Genomic DNA, 19,951 nt, shown 5'->3' with positions numbered 1-19,951 from the left:
ACGGTGGGAAGGGTCGAGCGCGACCCGCGTACCACGACTGCTAAGGAGAACAACGCAGATGGCAAAGCGCAGCAAAGCTTATGAAGCAGCGGCACAGAAGGTCAACGAAGATGCCCTGTACTCCCCGGCCGAGGCAGTAGCCCTGGCCAAGGAGATCAACCCGTCCAAGTCGGACGCCACCGTCGAGGTCGCCATGCGGCTTTCGGTGGACCCGCGCAAGGCGGACCAGATGGTCCGCGGCACGGTCATCCTGCCCAACGGCACCGGCAAGACCTCCCGCGTCGTCGTCTTCACCCAGGGCGACAACATCGCCAAGGCTGAAGAGGCCGGGGCTGACTACGTCGGCGGCGACGAGCTCATCGCCAAGGTCGCCGATGGCTGGACCGACTTCGACGCCGCCGTCGCCTCGCCCGACATGATGGGCAAGGTCGGTCGCCTGGGCAAGGTGCTGGGTCCGCGTAACCTGATGCCGAACCCCAAGACCGGCACCGTGACCCCCGACGTCGCCAAGGCTGTCAACGAGCTCAAGGGTGGCAAGATCACCTTCCGCGTGGACAAGCACTCCAACCTGCACTTCATCGTGGGCAAGACCAGCTTCGATGCCAAGGCGCTGGCGGAGAACTACGCCGCAGCGCTGGAAGAGATCCTTCGTCTGAAGCCCTCGGCTTCGAAGGGTCGCTACATCGCCAAGGCCACCGTGACCACCACCTTCGGCCCCGGCATCCCGGTGGACCCGAACGTGACCAAGGTGCTCACCGACTGACACGAGGCAACTCGTGCAGCACCAGGAAAGGCCCTCGTCCACCCGGACGGGGGCCTTTCCCGTCTCCGCGTCGTCTCCCGTTTTGCGCGGGCGCAGACCACCATGTAGAGTCAGGGCTGACCAAAGACCGCCGGTCGTTGTCGTCGTGCGCAGATCATTGGCTGATCTGCGTGGTCAGCAGACATCATGTCTGTGAGGCGATGCAACGTAAAGACCCGAATCGGGCGACCTGCGCAGGACACGATCAGCTCTTCTGAGAGACTCTGCTCGCGGTGATACGCGAGCAGGTCAATCTTGAAGCCACGCCCCGTGCCTTGCGCAGCGGGGCATTTTTTATGCCCCGCCCGAGGGTGGTGACCGGCTTACATGATCGGAAGGAGTGCCATGGCGAATCCTGAGAAGGCTGCCGCCGTCGACGAGTTGAAGGAACTCTTCAACAACTCGACTGCCGCAGTGCTCACGGAGTACCGCGGCCTCTCCGTGGGCCAGCTGCAGACTCTGCGCCGGTCCGTGCGAGAGAACGCACACTACGCTGTGGTGAAGAACACGCTCACCGAGATTGCGGCCCGGGAACTCGGCATCGACGCCTTTGAAGGCAAGATGTCCGGACCCTCCGCAATCGCCTTCGTCCACGGCGATGCCGTGGACGTGGCCAAGGCGCTGCGTGACTTCGCCAAGAGCAATCCTGCACTGATCGTCAAGGGCGGCTACATGGATGGCGCCACCCTCGACGAGGCAGGAATGAAGCAGCTCGCGGATCTTGAATCCCGTGAGGTTCTGCTCAGCAAGATGGCTGGTGCCTTCATCGGCGTCCAGTCCAAGGCTGCCGCCGTCTTCCAGGCGCCGCTGTCCAAGACCGTTCGCACGGTCGAGGCGCTGCGCGAGAAGCAGGAAGCTGCCTGAGCTCGAGCTCAGCATTGATCCGCAAGCAACACCCCCTAAACATTTAGAAGGAGCGCCCCCATGGCGAAGATGAGCAACGAAGAACTGATCGAACAGTTCAAGGACATGTCCCTGATCGAGCTCTCCGAGTTCGTCAAGGTCTTCGAAGAGACCTTCGATGTCACTGCAGCCGCTCCCGCAGCCGCCGCCGCAGCTCCGGCAGCCGCAGCTGAGGAAGAAGAAGAGCAGACCGAGTTCGACGTGGTCCTCGAGGCCGCAGGCGAGAAGAAGATCGGCGTCATCAAGGAGGTGCGCGGTCTGACCTCCCTGGGTCTCAAGGAGGCAAAGGACGTCGTCGACAGCGCGCCCAAGGCAGTTCTCGAAGGTGTCGACAAGGCAACCGCCGAGAAGGCCAAGGAGACCCTGGAAGCAGCAGGCGCCACCGTCACCCTCAAGTGATCGGGGCGGCGACAGCCGCATCCAGGCAGTCCTGACTGCACACAGAGATCCCCCGGAAGGCTTCCTTCCGGGGGATCTCTGTATGCGCAGCACCTGGACCAGGCTGCAGAGACGGCTCAGATGCGCTGTCCCGGCTTCGGCCGCAGACCTGCCCCCACCAGGGCCAGCCCGGCAAGGCTGCAGACGCCCAGCGCGACGATGAGCGGCTCGATGTGGATCCCGAGCACCACGCTCGCCAACACCCACAGGGCCAGCGCGATGGCCACCGCGGCGTAGACGGCGCCGCCGATGCGCGGCCCCTGCCGGTGTCCCGACCGGGGGGATCGCTCGGCTCCGGACACCATGCCGCCTGGATCCCTGGTCGGCCTCGTGAGCGCATCCCGGGCCTGGTCGGGGTCTGTCGTCGTGCCGGCGGCGAGAGCCGCCTCCTGCTCGGCGCGCTCGAACCAGCGCGGCCCGCGCTCCGGTTCCTTCCAGGCGAAGTCCTGCTCGCTCTGGGCCCGCAGCGATTCCGCGAGCAGCTCATCGACGTCTGCGGGCTCGGGCGGCAGCGGGGTGGTGGGATGCGTGGGGGAGTGTTCGCCTGGGCGCTCTGGTGTGGTGTTCATCGCGCATTCTCTGCTTCCTGGGCGTAGGTGGTGTCGTCATAGATCGTGGTGTTGCCGAAGGCTGAGTTCAGGTCGAGACGGATCTCCCGCTCGAAATCTTCCGGGCCCAGCACGAGGTCCTCCCCGGAGATGCCGGACCGCTCGAGCCGGTCGTCCTGGGTGGCGATCTCGAGGTTGCTCAGCGCCTGCCCATTGCTGACCACGATCCGCGCGTCATCGGGAACGATCACCGTGGTGTTTGAGAACGCGTTGTTGATCTCCGCGTCCTCGGTGGGGATCACCCCATCCGAGGGATCTCCGGCGGCGAGGTCGCGCAGATCAACCGTGGTGTTGGAGAAGCCGCTGTTCACCTCCGACTCCGTGGTCGTGTAGCTGCCGAAGGCGTAGTTCGCGCCGGATCCGAAGCCCCCGGCCCCGCTCTGGCCGGCGAAGAGCACCAGCATGATCACGGTGCTGACCATCAGCAGACCTGGGGCGCCGGGTCGTCCGCGCAGCGCGGCGACGAGGTGTCCTGAGGCCAGCAGCAGCACCAGGCCCGCGGTGGCGACCAGGGCCACGGCGAGTGCGGAGAGCCCTAACCCGCCGCCGAACCAGGCCAGCCCGATGATCACCGGGATGGAGAGCATGGCCAGTCCCCAGCTGAACTGGCGATGACGACGACGCTCGGCGCGTTCGCGCGGGGAGGCTCCCGGGCTCCTGCCGGGTCGCGGTGCCGCGGCCCGCGCGGTCATCGTCTCCTGACGAGCAGCCCGTTGAGCGGCAGAACCGTGTCCCGCAGCTGAAGCCGGGGTCCCGGTCTGAGGCGCGGGGTCCTGTTCCTTCGGGTACCAGGCCGGCTTTCCGTCCGCACGCGGCGGTGCGGGCTCGCCGGCCTCAGCTTTTCCCGCCTGCGCGCCGGCCGTTCCCGGGGTCGTGCGCGTGCCTCCGGCACCGTTGATGGTGGTGTTGCTGCGGTGATTGCGGATCAGCACGTAGACCAGCCAGGCCACCGCGCCGAGGACGACCAGGTTGATCAGCACCGCCAGCGGTCCGGCGATGCTGATCGGGGTGAAGATGTTCAGCGCCCCGACGATCGCGAGCAGCACGCCTCCGATGAAGCCGGAGCTGAAGCTGCCGCGCACGGCCTGCTCCGCGTGTATCTCACCCGCCCGGTTGGGGACCAGGATCCAGGCCAGCCCGTAGAGCAGGGCCGCCGGCGAGAAGAAGATGATGAAGGCGACGACGCCGAGCCCACGCACCAGCGCGACGTCCCAGCCGACCTTGGCGGCCAGTCCGGCGAAGACCCCGCCGAACCAACCTTCGTCGGGGCGCATCAGCCCCGTTGTGCGCATCCAGCTGAAGAAGCGCCGGCCCGTCTCAGGCTTGTGATTTTCCATGTCTCCAGTCTGCGCCAACCACACCGGCGGCCGCTATTGGGGGGCCCCCTGATCGAACCCTGATCTCCGTTCTCCGTCCCCGGATCCTGGGGCAGAACGCATCGAGGTGAGGGAGCGGGCGTGGCACTATGGAAGATATGGACGCCGCCCCCGAGAGACCTCCGGCGCCGCAGCGCAGCCCCGTGCCGCGGCCACCGCTGCTGCGCGCCGCCGACACTCCGCTGGCAGGGGTCTGTCTGGGGCTCTCCCGCCACCTGAAGGTCTCGGTGCCCGTGGTGCGCGCCGTGATGATCGGGCTGAGCATCGCCGGAGGGGTGGGGCTGCTGCTCTACTGCTGGCTCTGGATCTTCGTCCCCGGCGAGGATGAACCTCGTTCACAGGCCGCCACCCGTGGGCTCAGCGGGCCCGCGGTCGACGCTGCCGGGTCTGCCCACCCCGATGCCCGTACCTCCCCGTCGAGTGCCGCGGAGGGGATCGGTCCGAGGACCGACCCGATGTCGTCCTGGGGGACCCGGGTGAAGGGGCTCGTCGATGCGCTCACGTCCTCGCCCCAGGTCCTGCTCGGCGGCGCGCTCCTCGGCGGAGCCGGTCTGATCGGACTGCAGCTTCTCGGTGCGCAGATCAACTGGTGGCTCATCGGCCCTCCCATGATCCTCGGGGCCGGAGTGCTGCTGGCCTGGTCCCAGGTCGACGCGATCAGTCCCATCGCCGGGGACGAAGCGGGGGCAGGTGCGCGCGGCGCGGCCGGGCGACGCTCGCGACAGGCGATCCTCTGGCAGTTCTGCATCGGAGTGGCCCTGGTGATCCTTGCGCTGCTGCTGCTCGCGGGAGGATTCCTCCCGGCCGCGGACCTGATCCTGGGACTGATGGTCGCCGGGATGCTGCTCGCCGGCGTCGCCCTGGTGACCGCCCCCTGGCTCATCAGGCTCTACCGCACCTCCAACACCGAGCGTGCCCGCGCCGCCGCCGAGGCTGAACGGGCCGACATTGCGGCACACCTGCACGACTCGGTGCTCCAGACGCTGGCCATGATCCAGAAGCATCGCCATGACCCCGCCGCGGTGGAGCGGCTGGCGCGGCGGCAGGAGCGGCAGCTGCGCGGGTGGCTCTACAGCCGAGACAGCGCCGACACCGGGACGCTGAAGGAGCAGCTGACCAGCGTCGCGGCAGAGCTCGAGGAGCTGCACAGCGTGCCCGTGGAGGTCATCGCCGTCGGCGAGTCGCGGGGCACCGATCACCGAGTCTTGGTGGCGGCGGCCCGGGAGGGGATCGTCAACGCGCTCAAACATGCCGGCCCCGCCTCGGTGTACCTGGAGTCCACCGCTGCTGAGGACGCGGTGTTCATCCGCGACCGTGGGGTGGGCTTCGACCCCGCCGGCATCGAATCTGACCGGCTCGGGGTGCGTGAATCGATCATCGGGCGGATGAACCGGGCCGGGGGATCCGCGCGGATCCGTTCCGGGGAGAACGGCACCGAAGTCCAGCTCCGGATGCCCGTCGCCGCGGCGACCGGGCCGGAGCCGGCGACCGAGCCGACGCCAGAGCGCGAGGAGACCTATGGGTGAGCACCCTCCCCGGCAGCCTTCAGGCGCCATGGGCGGCCAGAGCAGAGGCCGCGCAGAGCCAGCACCACCGGGCGCGCGACTGCGCCGGGTGGTGATCATCGATGACCACGGCATCTTCCGCGCCGGGCTCAAGTCAGAGTTGGCTGGTCGCGTGGAGGTCGTCGGAGAGGGCCACGACGTCGAGTCGGCGATCTCTGCGGTCCGGGCCGGACAACCGGATGTGGTGCTCCTCGACGTCCATCTGCCCGGAGGCACCGGCGGGGGAGGGGCCGAGGTCGTGCGCGCCTGCCGAGACCTCCCCGAGGTGCGCTTCCTCGCGATCAGCGTCTCCGATCAGGCTGAAGACGTGGTCTCGGTGATCCGCGCCGGGGCCCGCGGCTACGTCACCAAGACCATCAGCACCGCCGAGCTGGTCGAGGCGGTCCAGGACGTCGCCGGCGGTGATGCGGTCTTCTCTCCACGCCTGGCAGGCTTCGTCCTGGACGCCTTCGGCACCGGCGGCGTCGAAGACGTGCGCGATGAGGAGCTCGACCGACTCTCCGCGCGTGAGGTGGAGGTCATGCGGCTGATCGCGCGCGGCTACACCTACCGGGAGCTCGCCAGCGAGCTGTTCATCTCGATCAAGACCGTGGAGACCCATGTCTCCAAGGTGCTGCGCAAGCTCCAGCTCTCCTCCCGACACGAGCTCACCCGCTGGGCGGAGCGGCGCCGGATCGTCTGAGGCCCGACCGGCCGGGCCGCAGGCCCCGCCCAGAGGGCCACCGCGCCCCCGGCCGGAGGCGTCGTGGACCCTCGGCCGGCGGCGTCGTGGACCTTCACCCGGAACCGGCGCTGAGTCGGCGCTGAGCCGGGCGCGCCGGGGATGTGTCCCACCGCACGCCCCGCGCGTGGAGGCTGGTACAGTTACTGCCCAGAAAGCCCGGAGCCCGTCAGCGCTCTCCGCCGGCCTTCCCATTCGGCGTCAGGCGCAGTCCTCACGTCCTTCGCCCCAGTGGCCTCGTCTTGCCTTGGGCTGCCTTCGTGGTCTATTCTGTACTTTTGCGCATCTTCTCTACATCAGTGCCTTCAAATAGCGGTGGGCAGTTGAATTTATGCGTGATTCCTACGGAAGCTACGAAGGTCTGTGGAAGGATCCAACTTGGTCGCCTCGAGCACCTCAACGACTCAAACCGCTGCCTCGGCCCGCACTGCTGAATACGCAGGCCGACTCTCATTCGCAAAGATCCACGAACCCCTCGATGTCCCAGAGCTTCTGGCTCTGCAGATCGACTCCTTCGACCGCCTCATCGGCAACGACAGCTGGGCTGCTCGTGTCGAGGAGGCCCGACAGAAGGGCATCAAGGGCGTTTCCGAAACCTCCGGACTCTCCGACATCTTCGAAGAGATGTCACCGATCGAGGACTTCCAGGGCACCATGTCCCTGAGCTTCTCCGATCCTGAGTTCGCCGACCCCAAGATGCCGGTCGCTGAGTGCAAGGAACGGGACACCACGTATTCCGCTCCGCTGTACGTCAAGGCCGAGTTCATGAACCACAACACCGGCGAGATCAAGCAGCAGACCGTGTTCATGGGCGATTTCCCGCTCATGACCGATCGCGGCACATTCATCATCAACGGCACCGAGCGTGTCGTGGTGTCCCAGCTGGTCCGTTCCCCGGGTGCCTACTTCGAGCGCACCCCGGACAAGACCAGCGACAAGGACATCTACACCGCCAAGGTCATCCCCTCCCGCGGTGCCTGGTTCGAGCTCGAGATCGACAAGCGCGATCAGGTCGGCGTGCGCCTCGACCGCCGTCGCAAGCAGCCGGTCACCGCGCTGCTGAAGGCCCTGGGCTGGAGCGAGTCCCAGATCCTGGAAGAGTTCGGCGAGTATGACTCGATCCGCGCCACCATGGAGAAGGACGCCTTCGAGACCCAGGCCGACGCGCTGATCGACATCTACCGCAAGCTGCGTCCAGGCGAGCCGCCGACCGTGGAGGCCGCCGAGTCGCTGCTGCGCGGGCTCTACTTCACGCCGAAGCGCTACGACCTGGCCAAGGTGGGCCGTTACAAGCTCAACCGCAAGCTCGGCGTGGACAAGGCGTTCACCGACGCCGACGCCTCGGTGCTCAACGAGCAGGACATCGTCGCGATGATCCACTACCTCGCCGCGCTGCACGCCGGCAAGGAGAACATCAAGGGCATCCGCGACGGCTCCGAGATCGACGTCCACATCTCCGTGGATGACATCGACCACTTCGGCAACCGGCGCATCCGTGCGGTCGGCGAGCTCATCGAGAACCAGGTCCGCACCGGCCTGTCTCGTATGGAGCGTGTGGTGCGTGAGCGGATGACGACTCAGGACGTCGAGGCCATCACGCCGCAGACGCTGATCAACATCCGCCCCGTCGTCGCCTCCATCAAGGAGTTCTTCGGCACCTCCCAGCTCTCGCAGTTCATGGATCAGAACAACCCGCTGGCCGGACTGACGCACAAGCGTCGCCTCTCCGCGCTGGGCCCGGGCGGTCTCTCCCGTGATCGCGCCGGCATGGAGGTCCGTGACGTCCACCCGTCGCACTACGGCCGCATGTGCCCCATCGAGACCCCGGAAGGCCCGAACATCGGCCTGATCGGCTCGCTGGCCACCTACGGGCGGATCAACGCCTTCGGCTTCATCGAGACCCCGTACCGCAAGGTCGTCAAGGGTGTCGTCACCGAACAGATCGACTACCTCACCGCCGACGACGAGCTGGTCTCCCAGATCGCCCAGGCCAACGCGCCGCTGAACGAGGACGGGACCTTCGCAGAAGCCACCGTCCTCTGCCGCGGCCGTGCAGACGGAACCGGTGAGCAGGGCGAGCCCGTGCTGACCATCCCGGACGAGATCGACTACATGGACGTCTCGCCGCGCCAGATGGTGTCAGTCGCCACCGCGCTGATCCCGTTCCTGGAGCACGACGACGCCAACCGCGCGCTGATGGGTGCGAACATGCAGCGCCAGGCTGTGCCGCTGCTGGAGTCCGAGTCACCGCTGGTCGGCACCGGCATGGAGAAGTTCGCCGCCATCGACGCCGGAGATTCGGTCACCGCTGAGAAGCCCGGCGTGGTCACCCGCGTCGCGGCCGACATGGTCACCGTGCTCAACGACGACGGCACGCAGATCCACTACCCGATCATGAAGTTCCAGCGCTCGAACCAGGGCAACGCCTACAACCAGCGTGTGCGGGTCTCCGAGGGGGATCGTCTGGAGCGCCAGTCGATCATCGCCGACGGACCTTCCACCGAGGCCGGCGAGCTGGCCCTGGGCAAGAACCTGCTGGTCGCGTTCATGTCCTGGGAGGGTCACAACTTCGAGGATGCGATCATCCTCTCCCAGCGGATGATCCAGGACGATGTGCTCACCTCGATCCACATCGAGGAGCACGAGGTCGACGCCCGCGACACCAAGCTCGGTGCCGAAGAGGTCACTCGTGACATCCCCAACGTCTCCGAGGAGATGCTCGCCCAGCTCGACGAGCGCGGCATCATCCACATCGGTGCCGAGGTCTCCGCCGGAGACATCCTGGTCGGTCGCGTCACGCCCAAGGGCGAGACCGAGCTGACCCCGGAGGAGCGCCTGCTGCGCGCCATCTTCGGTGAGAAGTCCCGCGAAGTGCGCGACACCTCGCTGAAGGTTCCCCACGGCGAGTCCGGCACCGTCATCGGCGTCCGGATCTTCGATGCGGAGGAGGGCGATGATCTGCCCCCCGGTGTGAACCAGCTGGTCCGCGTCTACGTGGCCAACAAGCGCAAGATCACCGACGGCGACAAGCTCGCCGGCCGCCACGGCAACAAGGGCGTCATCTCCAGGATCCTTCCTGTGGAGGACATGCCCTTCCTGCCCGACGGCACCGCGGTGGACATCGTGCTCAACCCGCTGGGCGTGCCCGGTCGTATGAACATCGGCCAGGTCATGGAGGTCCACCTCGGGTGGGCCGCCAAGCAGGGCTGGAAGATCGAGGGCGAGCCTGACTGGATCAAGAAGCTCCCGAACCTGCCCCGCGAGACCGGACCCACCAAGGTCTCCACCCCGGTGTTCGACGGCGCCGAGCCGGCCGAGCTGACCGGCATCCTGGAGTCTGTGAACCCGTCACGCGACGGCGAGCAGCTCGTGGGTGCCAACGGCAAGGCGCAGCTCTTCGACGGTCGCTCCGGTGAGCCGTTCCCCGAGGGCGTCGCGGTCGGTTACATGTACATCCTGAAGCTGCACCACCTTGTCGACGACAAGATCCACGCACGCTCCACCGGACCGTACTCGATGATCACCCAGCAGCCCCTGGGCGGCAAGGCACAGTTCGGCGGACAGCGCTTCGGTGAGATGGAGGTCTGGGCCCTGGAGGCCTATGGCTCCGCCTACACCCTGCAGGAGCTGCTGACGATCAAGTCCGATGACATCCACGGTCGCGTGAAGGTCTACGAGGCCATCGTGAAGGGCGAGAACATTCCGGAGCCAGGCGTTCCGGAGTCGTTCAAGGTGCTCATCAAGGAGATGCAGTCGCTCTGCCTCAACGTGGAGGTCCTCTCCGCGGACGGCAGCAAGGTCGAGATGCGTGACTCGGAGGAAACCGGGTTCAGCGCTGCGGAGGAGCTCGGCATCGACCTCTCCCGCGCAGAGCCCAGCTCGGTCGAAGAGGTCTGAGGGCCTCACCGATGCACCTTCACTCCGTCACGAATCTTTAGAGAAAAGAGAGATACCGGACTATGTCCCAAGAATCCTCATTCGGCACAATGCGTATCGGGCTTGCCACCGGTGACGAAATCCGTGGTTGGTCATATGGTGAGGTCAAAAAGCCTGAAACCATCAACTACCGCACCCTGAAGCCCGAGAAGGACGGACTCTTCTGCGAGAAGATCTTCGGCCCGTCCCGGGACTGGGAGTGCTACTGCGGCAAGTACAAGCGGGTCCGCTTCAAGGGCATCATCTGTGAGCGCTGCGGCGTCGAGGTCACTCGCGCCAAGGTGCGTCGTGAGCGGATGGGCCACATCCAGCTCGCCGCCCCGGTGACCCACATCTGGTACTTCAAGGGCGTCCCCTCGCGCTTGGGCTACCTGCTTGACTTGGCGCCGAAGGACCTCGAGAAGGTCATCTACTTCGCCGCCTACATGATCACCGAGGTCGACACCGACCGTCGCCACGACGACCTGCCGAACCTGCAGGCCGAGATCGATCAGGAGCTCAAGCACCTGGCCGATCAGCGTGACTCCGACATCGCCGCGATCTCCAAGGACCTCGAGGGTGACCTCGAGCGCCTGGAGGGCGAGGGTGCCAAGGCTGCCGAGAAGAAGAAGGCACGCGACACCTCCGACAAGCAGATGTCGCAGGTGCGCAAGCGCGCCGACGCCGAGATCGAGCAGCTCGAGCGAGTCTGGGATCGCTTCAAGAACCTCAAGGTCTCCGACCTCGAGGGCGATGAGGCGCTCTTCCGTGAGATGCGCACCCGCTACGGGCAGTACTTCGAAGGTGCGATGGGCGCTGAAGCGATCCAGCGTCGCCTGGCCACCTACGACATGGAGGCCGAGGCAGAGCGTCTGCGCGAGATCATCGCCACCGGCAAGGGCCAGCGCAAGACCCGCGCCCTGAAGCGGCTGAAGGTGCTCAACGCGTTCCTCGCCAACGGGACCACCCCGCGCGGCATGGTGCTCGAAGCCGTCCCGGTGATCCCCCCGGAGATCCGTCCGATGGTCCAGCTCGACGGCGGTCGCTTCGCGACCTCAGACCTCAACGATCTGTACCGTCGCGTGATCAACCGCAACAACCGCCTGAAGCGTCTGCTGGATCTCGGTGCTCCCGAGATCATCGTGAACAACGAGAAGCGCATGCTCCAGGAGTCCGTGGACTCGCTCTTCGACAACGGTCGTCGCGGTCGTCCGGTCACCGGACCGGGCAACCGTCCGCTGAAGTCGCTCTCCGACATGCTCAAGGGCAAGCAGGGACGATTCCGGCAGAACCTGCTCGGCAAGCGCGTGGACTACTCCGGCCGTTCGGTCATCGTGGTGGGCCCGCAGCTGCAGCTGCATCAGTGTGGTCTGCCCAAGCAGATGGCGCTGGAGCTGTTCAAGCCCTTCGTGATGAAGCGCCTGGTCGACCTCAACCACGCGCAGAACATCAAGTCGGCCAAGCGCATGGTGGAGCGTCAGCGCCCCCAGGTGTGGGATGTTCTCGAAGAGATCATCACCGAGCACCCGGTGCTGCTGAACCGCGCACCCACCCTGCACCGTCTGGGCATCCAGGCCTTCGAGCCGCAGCTGGTGGAGGGCAAGGCCCTTCAGCTGCACCCGCTGGTCTGCTCGGCGTTCAACGCCGACTTCGACGGCGACCAGATGGCAGTCCACCTCCCGCTGTCTCCCGAGGCCCAGGCCGAGGCGCGCATCCTGATGCTCTCCTCTAACAACATCCTGAAGCCCTCGGACGGACGCCCGGTGGCGCTGCCCTCACAGGACATGATCATCGGTCTGCACCACCTGACCACCCAGCGTGAGGACGAGACCGGCGCAGGCCGCGCCTTCTCCTCCATCGGTGAGGCTCAGATGGCCTTCGACCTGCGCGAGCTGCACATCAACGCGCCGGTCAAGATCACCGTCGAGGGCTACACCCCCTCGGCGGCGGTTCCTGCTCCCGAAGGCTGGGAGCCCGGAACCCCGGCCACGCTGAACACCACGATGGGCAAGGTGCTCTTCAACCAGCTGCTGCCAGAGGGCTACCCCTGGCAGGACTCGGTGGCGGACAAGGGCCAGCTCTCGAGCCTGATCAACGATCTGGCCGAGCGCTACCCGAACAACGTCACCGCGCGCACCCTGGACAACCTCAAGGATGCCGGCTTCTACTGGTCCACCCGCTCGGGCGTCACCGTCGCAATCTCCGACGTGACCTCGAACATGGACAAGAAGAAGATCATGGACGTCTACGAGGACCAGGCCGCCAAGGTCCAGTCCCAGTACGACATGGGCCTGATCGGTGATGACGAGCGCCACGCAGAGCTGGTCGAGATCTGGACCAAGGCCACCGACGAGGTGGCCGCAGCGATGCAGGCCGGCATGGATGAGCACAACAACATCAACCGGATGGTCACCTCCGGCGCCCGAGGCAACTGGCTTCAGGTCCGACAGATCGCGGGCATCCGTGGTCTGGTGACCAACCCCAAGGGTGAGATCATCCCGCGGCCGATCAAGTCCTCCTACCGCGAGGGCCTCTCGGTCCTCGAGTACTTCATCGCCACCCACGGTGCCCGCAAGGGCCTGGCGGATACGGCGCTGAAGACGGCGAACTCGGGTTACCTGACCCGTCGTCTGGTGGACGTCTCGCAGGACGTCATCGTGCGTGAAGCAGACTGCGGGACCTCCCGCGGGCTGACCGTCACGATCGCGGTGGCCGATGAGAACGGTGAGCTGAAGCTGCACGACGAGGTGGAGAACTCCGCCTACGCACGCACGCTCGCCGTCGACGTGAACGACGCCGAGGGCAACCTTCTGGCCGAGGGCGGCTCAGACGTCGGCGATGTGCTGATCGACAAGCTCTTCGCCGCAGGCGTCTCTGAGATCAAGATCCGCTCCGTGCTGACCTGTGAGTCCGCCGTGGGTACCTGTACCCGCTGCTACGGACGCTCGCTGGCCACCGGACAGACCGTGGACATCGGCGAGGCTGTCGGCATCATCGCCGCACAGTCCATCGGTGAGCCCGGCACGCAGCTGACCATGCGTACCTTCCACACCGGCGGCATCGCCTCGGCCGATGACATCACCCAGGGTCTGCCCCGTATCCAGGAGCTCTTCGAGGCCCGCACCCCCAAGGGTGTGGCGCCGATCGCCGAGGTCGCCGGACGGGTGCACCTGGATGATTCAGAGAAGCAGCTGCGACTGGTGCTGACTCCCGATGACGGATCCGAGGAGCACGCCTACCCGATCCTGCGCCGCGCACGTCTGCTCGTCTCCGACGGTGAAGCCGTCGAGGTCGGTCAGCAGCTGGTGGCAGGCGCTGTGGATCCCAAGCAGGTGCTTCGAGTGCTCGGCCCCCGCGCCGCGCAGAAGTTCCTGGTCTCCGAGGTCCAGCACGTCTACCAGTCCCAGGGCGTGGGCATCCACGACAAGCACGTGGAGGTCATCGTCCGGCAGATGCTGCGCCGGGTCACCGTCATCGACTCCGGCGGCACGAAGCTGCTGCCGGGCGAGCTGGCGGACCGGTTCCGCTTCACTGCCGCCAACCGCAAGGCTGTGGCAGAGGGCGCGCAGCCGGCCTCGGGCCGTGACGAGCTGATGGGCATCACCAAGGCCTCACTGGCCACGGATTCCTGGCTCTCGGCGGCCTCCTTCCAGGAGACCACCCGGGTGCTCACCCAGGCGGCGATGGAGAGCAAGTCCGACCCGCTGCTGGGCCTGAAGGAGAACGTGATCATCGGCAAGCTGATCCCGGCCGGCACCGGTCTGGATCGCTACACGCAGTCCACGGTCGAGCCGACCGAGGAGGCCAAGGCCAACCTCTTCACCGGCCCGAGCCTCTACGGATCCAGCTTCGACTACGCAGGAGTCGAGGGCGACGGCGAGTTCCATGCCATCCCGCTCGACGACTACAACACCGATGTCGACTTCCGCTGAGCGGAGCTGACGGCTGCGTCCGCTGAGGCCCGCAGCACCGGGTCTCAGGGACTGAGCACGAGAAGAGGCCCGGGGGAGCGACGCTCTCCCGGGCCTCTTCTCGTCCGTAGGACCTTCCTGCGGCTGCAGAGTCTCCAGTCGAGCGTCGTGCCGGAGGGCCCGCCGTCGGCCCCGTTCGCTCTCTGCGGGTGCAGCTGGTAGTGTTAACCTGATTGTTTCTGATGTGGCAGAGGGACTCGGTCCGGGTTGCGGGGAAGGTGCGCAACACATGCCACATTTTTGCACGCCTGGGGACCAGAGCCCGCGGACCGTGTGTAGAACTCTCGACCGCGGGCAGACCTCAAGCCTCTGCTTCCCTCACTACACGTATGGAGAACGCATAGTGCCTACTATTCAGCAGCTTGTGCGCAAGGGGCGTCATCCCAAGCGCACCAAGAACAACACCCCTGCACTGCAGGGCAGCCCGATGCGTCGTGGCGTATGCACCCGTGTGTACACCACGACCCCGAAGAAGCCGAACTCCGCGCTGCGCAAGGTGGCTCGTGTTCGCCTCGGCGGCGGCGTCGAAGTCACCGCCTACATCCCAGGCGAGGGTCACAACCTGCAGGAGCACTCGATCGTGCTCGTGCGCGGCGGCCGTGTGAAGGACCTTCCCGGTGTCCGTTACAAGATCGTCCGCGGCGCCCTCGACACCCAGGGTGTCAAGGGTCGCGGTCAGGCTCGCTCCCGCTACGGCGCCAAGAAGGAGAAGAAGTAATGCCACGTAAGGGACCCGCACCTAAGCGCCCTCTCGTCCAGGATCCGGTCCACGGATCACCCTTGGTCACACAGCTGATCAACAAGGTCCTGGTCGACGGCAAGAAGTCCACCGCTGAGCGCATCGTCTACGGCGCGCTCGACGGCGTCGCGAAGAAGTCCGGCGATGACCCGGTGACCACGCTCAAGAAGGCCATGGACAACGTCCGCCCCGCACTGGAGGTCCGCTCCCGCCGCGTCGGCGGCGCGACCTACCAGGTCCCGGTGGAGGTCAAGCCCGGTCGCTCGACCGCGCTGGCCCTGCGCTGGCTGGTCGGCTACTCCAAGGACCGCCGCGAGAAGAGCATGACGGATCGCCTGATGAACGAGATCCTCGACGCCTCCAACGGCCTCGGTGCCGCTGTGAAGCGCCGCGAGGACACTCACAAGATGGCAGAGTCCAACAAGGCCTTCGCCCACTACCGCTGGTAATAGAAAAGGGGAATCACCGTGGCACAAGACGTGCTCACTGACCTCAAGAAGGTCCGCAACATCGGCATCATGGCTCACATCGATGCCGGTAAGACCACCGCAACCGAACGCATCCTGTTCTACACCGGCATGAACCACAAGATCGGTGAAACCCACGACGGTGCGTCCACGACGGACTGGATGGAGCAGGAGAAAGAGCGCGGCATCACGATCACCTCCGCCGCGGTGACCTGCTTCTGGGGCGACAACCAGATCAACATCATCGACACCCCCGGGCACGTGGACTTCACCGTCGAGGTGGAGCGCGCGCTGCGCGTCCTCGATGGCGCCGTCGCCGTCTTCGACGGCAAGGAAGGCGTGGAGCCGCAGTCTGAGACTGTCTGGCGCCAGGCCGACAAGTACAACGTCCCGCGCATCTGCTTCGTCAACAAGATGGACAAGCTCGGCGCTGACTTCTACTACACCGTGGACACCATCAAGTCCCGACTCGGTGCAACACCCCTGGTGATGCAGCTGCCGATCGGCTCTGAGAGTGAATTCGTCGGCGTCGTCGACCTGCTCCAGATGAAGGCCCTGGTGTGGCCCGGTGACTCCAAGGGCGATGTGACCATGGGTGCTGAGTATGAGACCCAGGAAATCCCCGAGGACATGAAGGAGCAGGCCGAGGAGTACCGCAACACGCTCATCGAGCAGGTTGCCGAAGCTGACGATGTGCTGATGAACAAGTACCTCGAAGGCGAAGAGATCTCCAACGACGAGCTCAAGGAAGGCGTCCGCAAGCTCACCGTGGCTTCCGCCGCCTACCCGGTCTTCTGCGGCTCCGCGTTCAAGAACCGCGGCGTCCAGCCGATGCTCGACGCTGTCATCGACTACCTGCCTACCCCGGCAGACGTCGAGGCCATGGAGGGCCACAAGCCCAACCATGAGGACGAGATCCTGACCCGCCGCCCGAGCAAGGACGAGCCGTTCTCCGCTCTGGCATTCAAGATCGCCTCCCACCCCTTCTTCGGGCAGCTCACCTTCATCCGCGTCTACTCCGGCAAGCTCAACGCCGGAGCGCAGATCGTGAACTCCACGAAGGGCAAGAAGGAGCGCATCGGCAAGCTCTTCCAGATGCACGCCAACAAGGAGATGCCGGTCGACGAGATCCAGGCCGGTCACATCTACGCGGTCATCGGACTCAAGGACACCACCACCGGTGACACCCTGTGCGATCCGAACCACCAGATCGTGCTCGAGTCGATGACCTTCCCGGAGCCGGTGATCTCTGTGGCCATCGAGCCGAAGTCGAAGAGTGACCAGGAGAAGCTCTCCACGGCCATTCAGAAGCTTGCAGCCGAGGACCCGACCTTCACCGTCACCCAGAACGACGAGACCGGCCAGACCGAGATCGGCGGAATGGGCGAGCTCCACCTGGACATCCTGGTGGACCGCATGCGCCGCGAGTTCAACGTGGAGGCGAACGTGGGCAAGCCCCAGGTCGCCTACCGCGAGACCATCAAGAAGCGTGTGGAGAAGGTCGACTACACCCACAAGAAGCAGACCGGTGGTTCGGGTCAGTTCGCCAAGGTGCTCATGAACTTCGAGCCCCTGGACACCGCGGACGGCGAGATGTACGAATTCGCCAACCTGGTGACCGGTGGACGCATTCCCCGCGAATACATCCCCTCGGTGGATGCAGGCATCCAGGACGCCATGGGTCTCGGCGTCCTCGCCGGCTACCCGATGGTCGGTGTCAAGGCCGAACTGACCGACGGCGCCTACCACGACGTCGACTCCTCGGAGATGGCGTTCAAGCTCGCCGGCTCCCAGGTGTTCAAGGAAGGCGCACGCCGGGCCAACCCGGTGCTGCTCGAGCCGATGATGTCCGTCGAAGTCCGTACTCCTGAGGAGTACATGGGCGAGGTCATCGGTGACCTGAACTCCCGCCGCGGACAGATCCAGTCCATGGATGACGCGGCAGGCGTGAAGGTCATCAAGGCACTCGTGCCGCTGTCCGAGATGTTCGGCTACATCGGCGAGCTGCGCTCGCGCACTCAGGGCCGCGCAGTCTTCACCATGTCCTTCAACTCTTACGCAGAGGTTCCGAAGGCCGTGGCAGAAGAGATCATCGAGAAGAACCGCGGCGCCTGATCCCCAACTCGGCTCCCCGGGTCCGCTGAGTCCGCTCAGCGGCCCGGGACCGAGCCGGGCGGCTCGGCAATGCTTTGAGGAAGCGAGGTCCCCGATTGACCTCCATTGCTCCTCACGCACCACCATTCGGGAAATTTCACCAAATACCTAGCGATTAGTAGACTTGCATGAGTTTCAGCCTCGTTGACAGTGCGGCTGGAGTAAGTCTTCTTACCTGAACAAGTTCTATAGGAGGAACCTGTGGCCAAGGCAAAGTTCGAGCGTAACAAGCCGCACCTTAACATCGGCACCATCGGTCACGTCGACCATGGCAAGACCACCCTGACCGCCGCGATCTCAAAGGTCCTGGCAGATAAGTTCCCGGACCTGAACCAGGGACGCGACTTCGCCTCGATCGACAACGCTCCCGAGGAGCGCGAGCGCGGCATCACGATCAACGTCTCCCACGTGGAGTACCAGACCGACAAGCGCCACTATGCACACGTGGACGCCCCCGGTCACGCTGACTACGTGAAGAACATGATCACCGGTGCTGCTCAGATGGACGGTGCGATCCTGGTCGTCGCCGCCACTGACGGCCCGATGGCACAGACTCGCGAGCACGTGCTGCTCGCCCGCCAGGTGGGCGTCCCCTCCCTGCTGGTCGCACTGAACAAGTCCGACATGGTCGAGGACGAAGAGCTCCTGGACCTCGTCGAGATGGAGGTGCGCGAGCTCCTCGATTCACAGGGCTACGACGGCGACAACGCACCGGTCATCCGCACCTCAGGCCTGAAGGCTCTCGAGGGCGACGCCGAGTGGGTCAAGACCGTTGAAGAGCTCATGGAAGCCGTGGATACCTTCATCCCGGAGCCAGAGCGCGACAAGGACAAGCCGTTCTTGATGCCCATCGAGGACGTCTTCACCATCACCGGTCGCGGCACCGTGGTCACCGGCCGCGCAGAGCGCGGCACGCTGAAGATCAACTCCGAGATCGAGATCCTCGGTATTCGTCCGAAGCAGAAGACCACCGTCACCGGTATCGAGATGTTCCACAAGCAGCTCGACGAGGCATGGGCCGGCGAGAACTGTGGTCTGCTGCTTCGCGGTCTGAAGCGCGATGACGTTGAGCGCGGCCAGGTCGTGGCTGCTCCCAACTCCATCACCCCGCACACCCAGTTCGAGGCCAACGTCTACATCCTCTCCAAGGATGAGGGCGGTCGCCACAACCCCTTCTACACCAACTACCGTCCGCAGTTCTACTTCCGGACCACCGACGTCACCGGCGTCATCTCGCTGCCCGAGGGCACCGAGATGGTCATGCCCGGTGACAACACTGAGATGACCGTTGAGCTCATCCAGGAGATCGCCATGGAAGAGGGCCTCGGCTTCGCCATCCGCGAGGGTGGACGCACCGTTGGTTCAGGTCGAGTCGTCAAGATCCTCAAGTAAGACCTGAGCTTCATGATGGTCGCGCAGACCTGAGCTGAACAACAGCTCAGCACAGGTCTGCGCAGCTCGATGAACAGGAGACCCCGGTGGCATGAGCCACCGGGGTCTCCTGTTTGTCATGGGTCTCCATCTATGTGAGAATAGACAGGTTGCTCACGGGCGCCATGCCCCGGTGTGCCCTCGGGTCCACCGTGTGGAGCGAATACCAGAACTTCAAAACCGACACCTCGCCAAGTGTCTCGCTGTGTGCAGATTCACTGTTCATATAAGCGACACGCCCGACCGCGGGGGTCGGATGCCCGTCAGTTCGAGGAACCCGTCGAGACCTGCTTCCCGCAGGATTCGCCCGGACGGATTCGGACTGTGCGGGTCGTGCATCAGCTTCGTGATCGTCAGACTCGGGAGACCGAGCAGATCGTGTTGCAGGTGCGCAGCCCATAACTGCAGAAGGTCAGTACCGCCTGTGCCCGCGAGGGACCAGCGCTGAATGCCTCTCTGGGAGCCCCATGGCTCCGTCACAGTCTTGGGCTGCGACGTAAGACGAATGTCAGAACACCAGAAAGAGGCTCAACGCATGGCGGGACAGAAAATCCGCATCCGGCTGAAGTCGTATGACCACGAAGTCATCGACACCTCGGCCCGGAAGATCGTCGACACGGTCACACGTGCTGGTGCAACGGTTGTCGGCCCAGTGCCGCTGCCCACCGAGAAGAACGTGTACGCCGTGATCCGGTCTCCCCACAAGTACAAAGACTCTCGCGAGCACTTCGAGATGCGCACCCACAAGCGCCTGATCGACATCGTGGATCCGACGCCCAAGGCTGTCGATTCCCTGATGCGACTCGACCTGCCTGCAGACGTCAATATCGAGATCAAGCTCTAGCAGGGAGGTGCTGAGAA

At 65.2% G+C, this 19,951-nt stretch carries 14 protein-coding genes; 12 read left to right on the top strand and 2 right to left on the bottom strand.

The genetic code is table 11. The features are described from left to right. Positions 1 to 58 precede the first annotated feature (58 nt). From rplA to rplL, 3 genes are all read left to right on the top strand, one after another. The gene (gene rplA / locus LSI54_RS04670) at positions 59 to 763 is read left to right on the top strand and encodes a 50S ribosomal protein L1 (protein WP_241465396.1); all 705 of its coding nucleotides are present in this window, start codon (positions 59 to 61) and stop codon (positions 761 to 763) included. A gap of 384 nt (positions 764 to 1,147) precedes the next feature. Beyond that, a complete protein-coding gene (rplJ, locus tag LSI54_RS04665) occupies positions 1,148 to 1,666 on the top strand; it encodes a 50S ribosomal protein L10 (protein ID WP_241465395.1) in 519 nt (172 codons plus the stop codon). Positions 1,667 to 1,726: 60 nt separating this feature from the next. Beyond that, on the top strand, positions 1,727 to 2,104 hold the full coding sequence (gene rplL / locus LSI54_RS04660) for a 50S ribosomal protein L7/L12 (protein WP_241465394.1): 378 nt from the start codon (positions 1,727 to 1,729) through the stop codon (positions 2,102 to 2,104). A gap of 116 nt (positions 2,105 to 2,220) precedes the next feature. Here rplL and LSI54_RS04655 read toward each other — a convergent pair whose 3' ends face one another. Then, the gene (locus LSI54_RS04655; RefSeq protein WP_241477852.1) at positions 2,221 to 2,712 is read right to left on the bottom strand and encodes a phage holin family protein; all 492 of its coding nucleotides are present in this window, start codon (positions 2,710 to 2,712) and stop codon (positions 2,221 to 2,223) included. Then, entirely contained in the window at positions 2,709 to 4,088 is a 1,380-nt protein-coding gene (locus LSI54_RS04650; RefSeq protein ID WP_241477851.1) for a PspC domain-containing protein, read from the bottom strand. The genes LSI54_RS04655 and LSI54_RS04650 overlap by 4 nt, the downstream gene beginning before the upstream one ends. A 128-nt stretch (positions 4,089 to 4,216) precedes the next feature. Between LSI54_RS04650 and LSI54_RS04645 the strand changes: the two genes are divergently transcribed. The 9 genes from LSI54_RS04645 (at position 4,217) to rpsJ (ending at position 19,934) form a co-directional block, all read left to right on the top strand. Continuing rightward, positions 4,217 to 5,653, top strand: coding sequence for an ATP-binding protein (locus tag LSI54_RS04645; RefSeq protein ID WP_241477850.1), 1,437 nt, complete (start codon positions 4,217 to 4,219; stop codon positions 5,651 to 5,653). Between the two features lie 28 nt (positions 5,654 to 5,681). Next, the gene (locus LSI54_RS04640; RefSeq protein ID WP_274615993.1) at positions 5,682 to 6,374 is read left to right on the top strand and encodes a response regulator; all 693 of its coding nucleotides are present in this window, start codon (positions 5,682 to 5,684) and stop codon (positions 6,372 to 6,374) included. Positions 6,375 to 6,791: 417 nt separating this feature from the next. Next, positions 6,792 to 10,310: a DNA-directed RNA polymerase subunit beta gene (gene rpoB, locus LSI54_RS04635; RefSeq protein ID WP_241465390.1), complete on the top strand. Its 3,519-nt coding sequence runs from the start codon at positions 6,792 to 6,794 to the stop codon at positions 10,308 to 10,310. A 62-nt stretch (positions 10,311 to 10,372) separates the two neighbouring features. Then, the gene (locus LSI54_RS04630) at positions 10,373 to 14,260 is read left to right on the top strand and encodes a DNA-directed RNA polymerase subunit beta' (RefSeq protein WP_241465389.1); all 3,888 of its coding nucleotides are present in this window, start codon (positions 10,373 to 10,375) and stop codon (positions 14,258 to 14,260) included. 382 nt (positions 14,261 to 14,642) lie between these two features. Beyond that, entirely contained in the window at positions 14,643 to 15,017 is a 375-nt protein-coding gene (gene rpsL, locus LSI54_RS04625) for a 30S ribosomal protein S12 (protein WP_036473238.1), read from the top strand. Further along, positions 15,017 to 15,487, top strand: a complete 471-nt coding sequence (gene rpsG / locus LSI54_RS04620) for a 30S ribosomal protein S7 (RefSeq protein ID WP_106121792.1) — start codon at positions 15,017 to 15,019, stop codon at positions 15,485 to 15,487. The genes rpsL and rpsG overlap by 1 nt, the downstream gene beginning before the upstream one ends. Positions 15,488 to 15,505: 18 nt before the next feature. Further along, the gene (gene fusA, locus LSI54_RS04615) at positions 15,506 to 17,620 is read left to right on the top strand and encodes an elongation factor G (protein WP_241465388.1); all 2,115 of its coding nucleotides are present in this window, start codon (positions 15,506 to 15,508) and stop codon (positions 17,618 to 17,620) included. A gap of 240 nt (positions 17,621 to 17,860) precedes the next feature. Beyond that, positions 17,861 to 19,051, top strand: coding sequence for an elongation factor Tu (tuf, locus tag LSI54_RS04610; protein WP_241465387.1), 1,191 nt, complete (start codon positions 17,861 to 17,863; stop codon positions 19,049 to 19,051). A 574-nt stretch (positions 19,052 to 19,625) separates the two neighbouring features. Beyond that, the gene (gene rpsJ / locus LSI54_RS04605; protein ID WP_022871716.1) at positions 19,626 to 19,934 is read left to right on the top strand and encodes a 30S ribosomal protein S10; all 309 of its coding nucleotides are present in this window, start codon (positions 19,626 to 19,628) and stop codon (positions 19,932 to 19,934) included. Positions 19,935 to 19,951: the final 17 nt, after the last annotated feature.

The sequence above is a fragment of the Nesterenkonia sp. AY15 genome, from assembly GCF_022565855.1.
In the GTDB taxonomy this organism is placed as follows: domain Bacteria; phylum Actinomycetota; class Actinomycetes; order Actinomycetales; family Micrococcaceae; genus Nesterenkonia.
The sequence above is the reverse complement of the archived record's forward strand: the minus strand, read 5'-3'. Positions and strand labels throughout refer to the sequence as shown.

What these genes read in the sequence shown, in the direction of transcription:
- LSI54_RS04645 (WP_241477850.1), top strand. Translation starts at nt 4,217, where the DNA reads ATGGAAGATATGGACGCCGCCCCCGAGAGACCTCCGGCGCCGCAGCGC.
- rpsJ (WP_022871716.1), top strand. Translation starts at nt 19,626, where the DNA reads ATGGCGGGACAGAAAATCCGCATCCGGCTGAAGTCGTATGACCACGAA.
- LSI54_RS04640 (WP_274615993.1), top strand. Translation starts at nt 5,682, where the DNA reads ATGGGCGGCCAGAGCAGAGGCCGCGCAGAGCCAGCACCACCGGGCGCG.
- rpsG (WP_106121792.1), top strand. Translation starts at nt 15,017, where the DNA reads ATGCCACGTAAGGGACCCGCACCTAAGCGCCCTCTCGTCCAGGATCCG.
- rplJ (WP_241465395.1), top strand. Translation starts at nt 1,148, where the DNA reads ATGGCGAATCCTGAGAAGGCTGCCGCCGTCGACGAGTTGAAGGAACTC.
- rplL (WP_241465394.1), top strand. Translation starts at nt 1,727, where the DNA reads ATGGCGAAGATGAGCAACGAAGAACTGATCGAACAGTTCAAGGACATG.
- rplA (WP_241465396.1), top strand. Translation starts at nt 59, where the DNA reads ATGGCAAAGCGCAGCAAAGCTTATGAAGCAGCGGCACAGAAGGTCAAC.
- LSI54_RS04630 (WP_241465389.1), top strand. Translation starts at nt 10,373, where the DNA reads ATGTCCCAAGAATCCTCATTCGGCACAATGCGTATCGGGCTTGCCACC.
- LSI54_RS04655 (WP_241477852.1), bottom strand. Translation starts at nt 2,712, where the DNA reads ATGAACACCACACCAGAGCGCCCAGGCGAACACTCCCCCACGCATCCC.
- LSI54_RS04650 (WP_241477851.1), bottom strand. Translation starts at nt 4,088, where the DNA reads ATGGAAAATCACAAGCCTGAGACGGGCCGGCGCTTCTTCAGCTGGATG.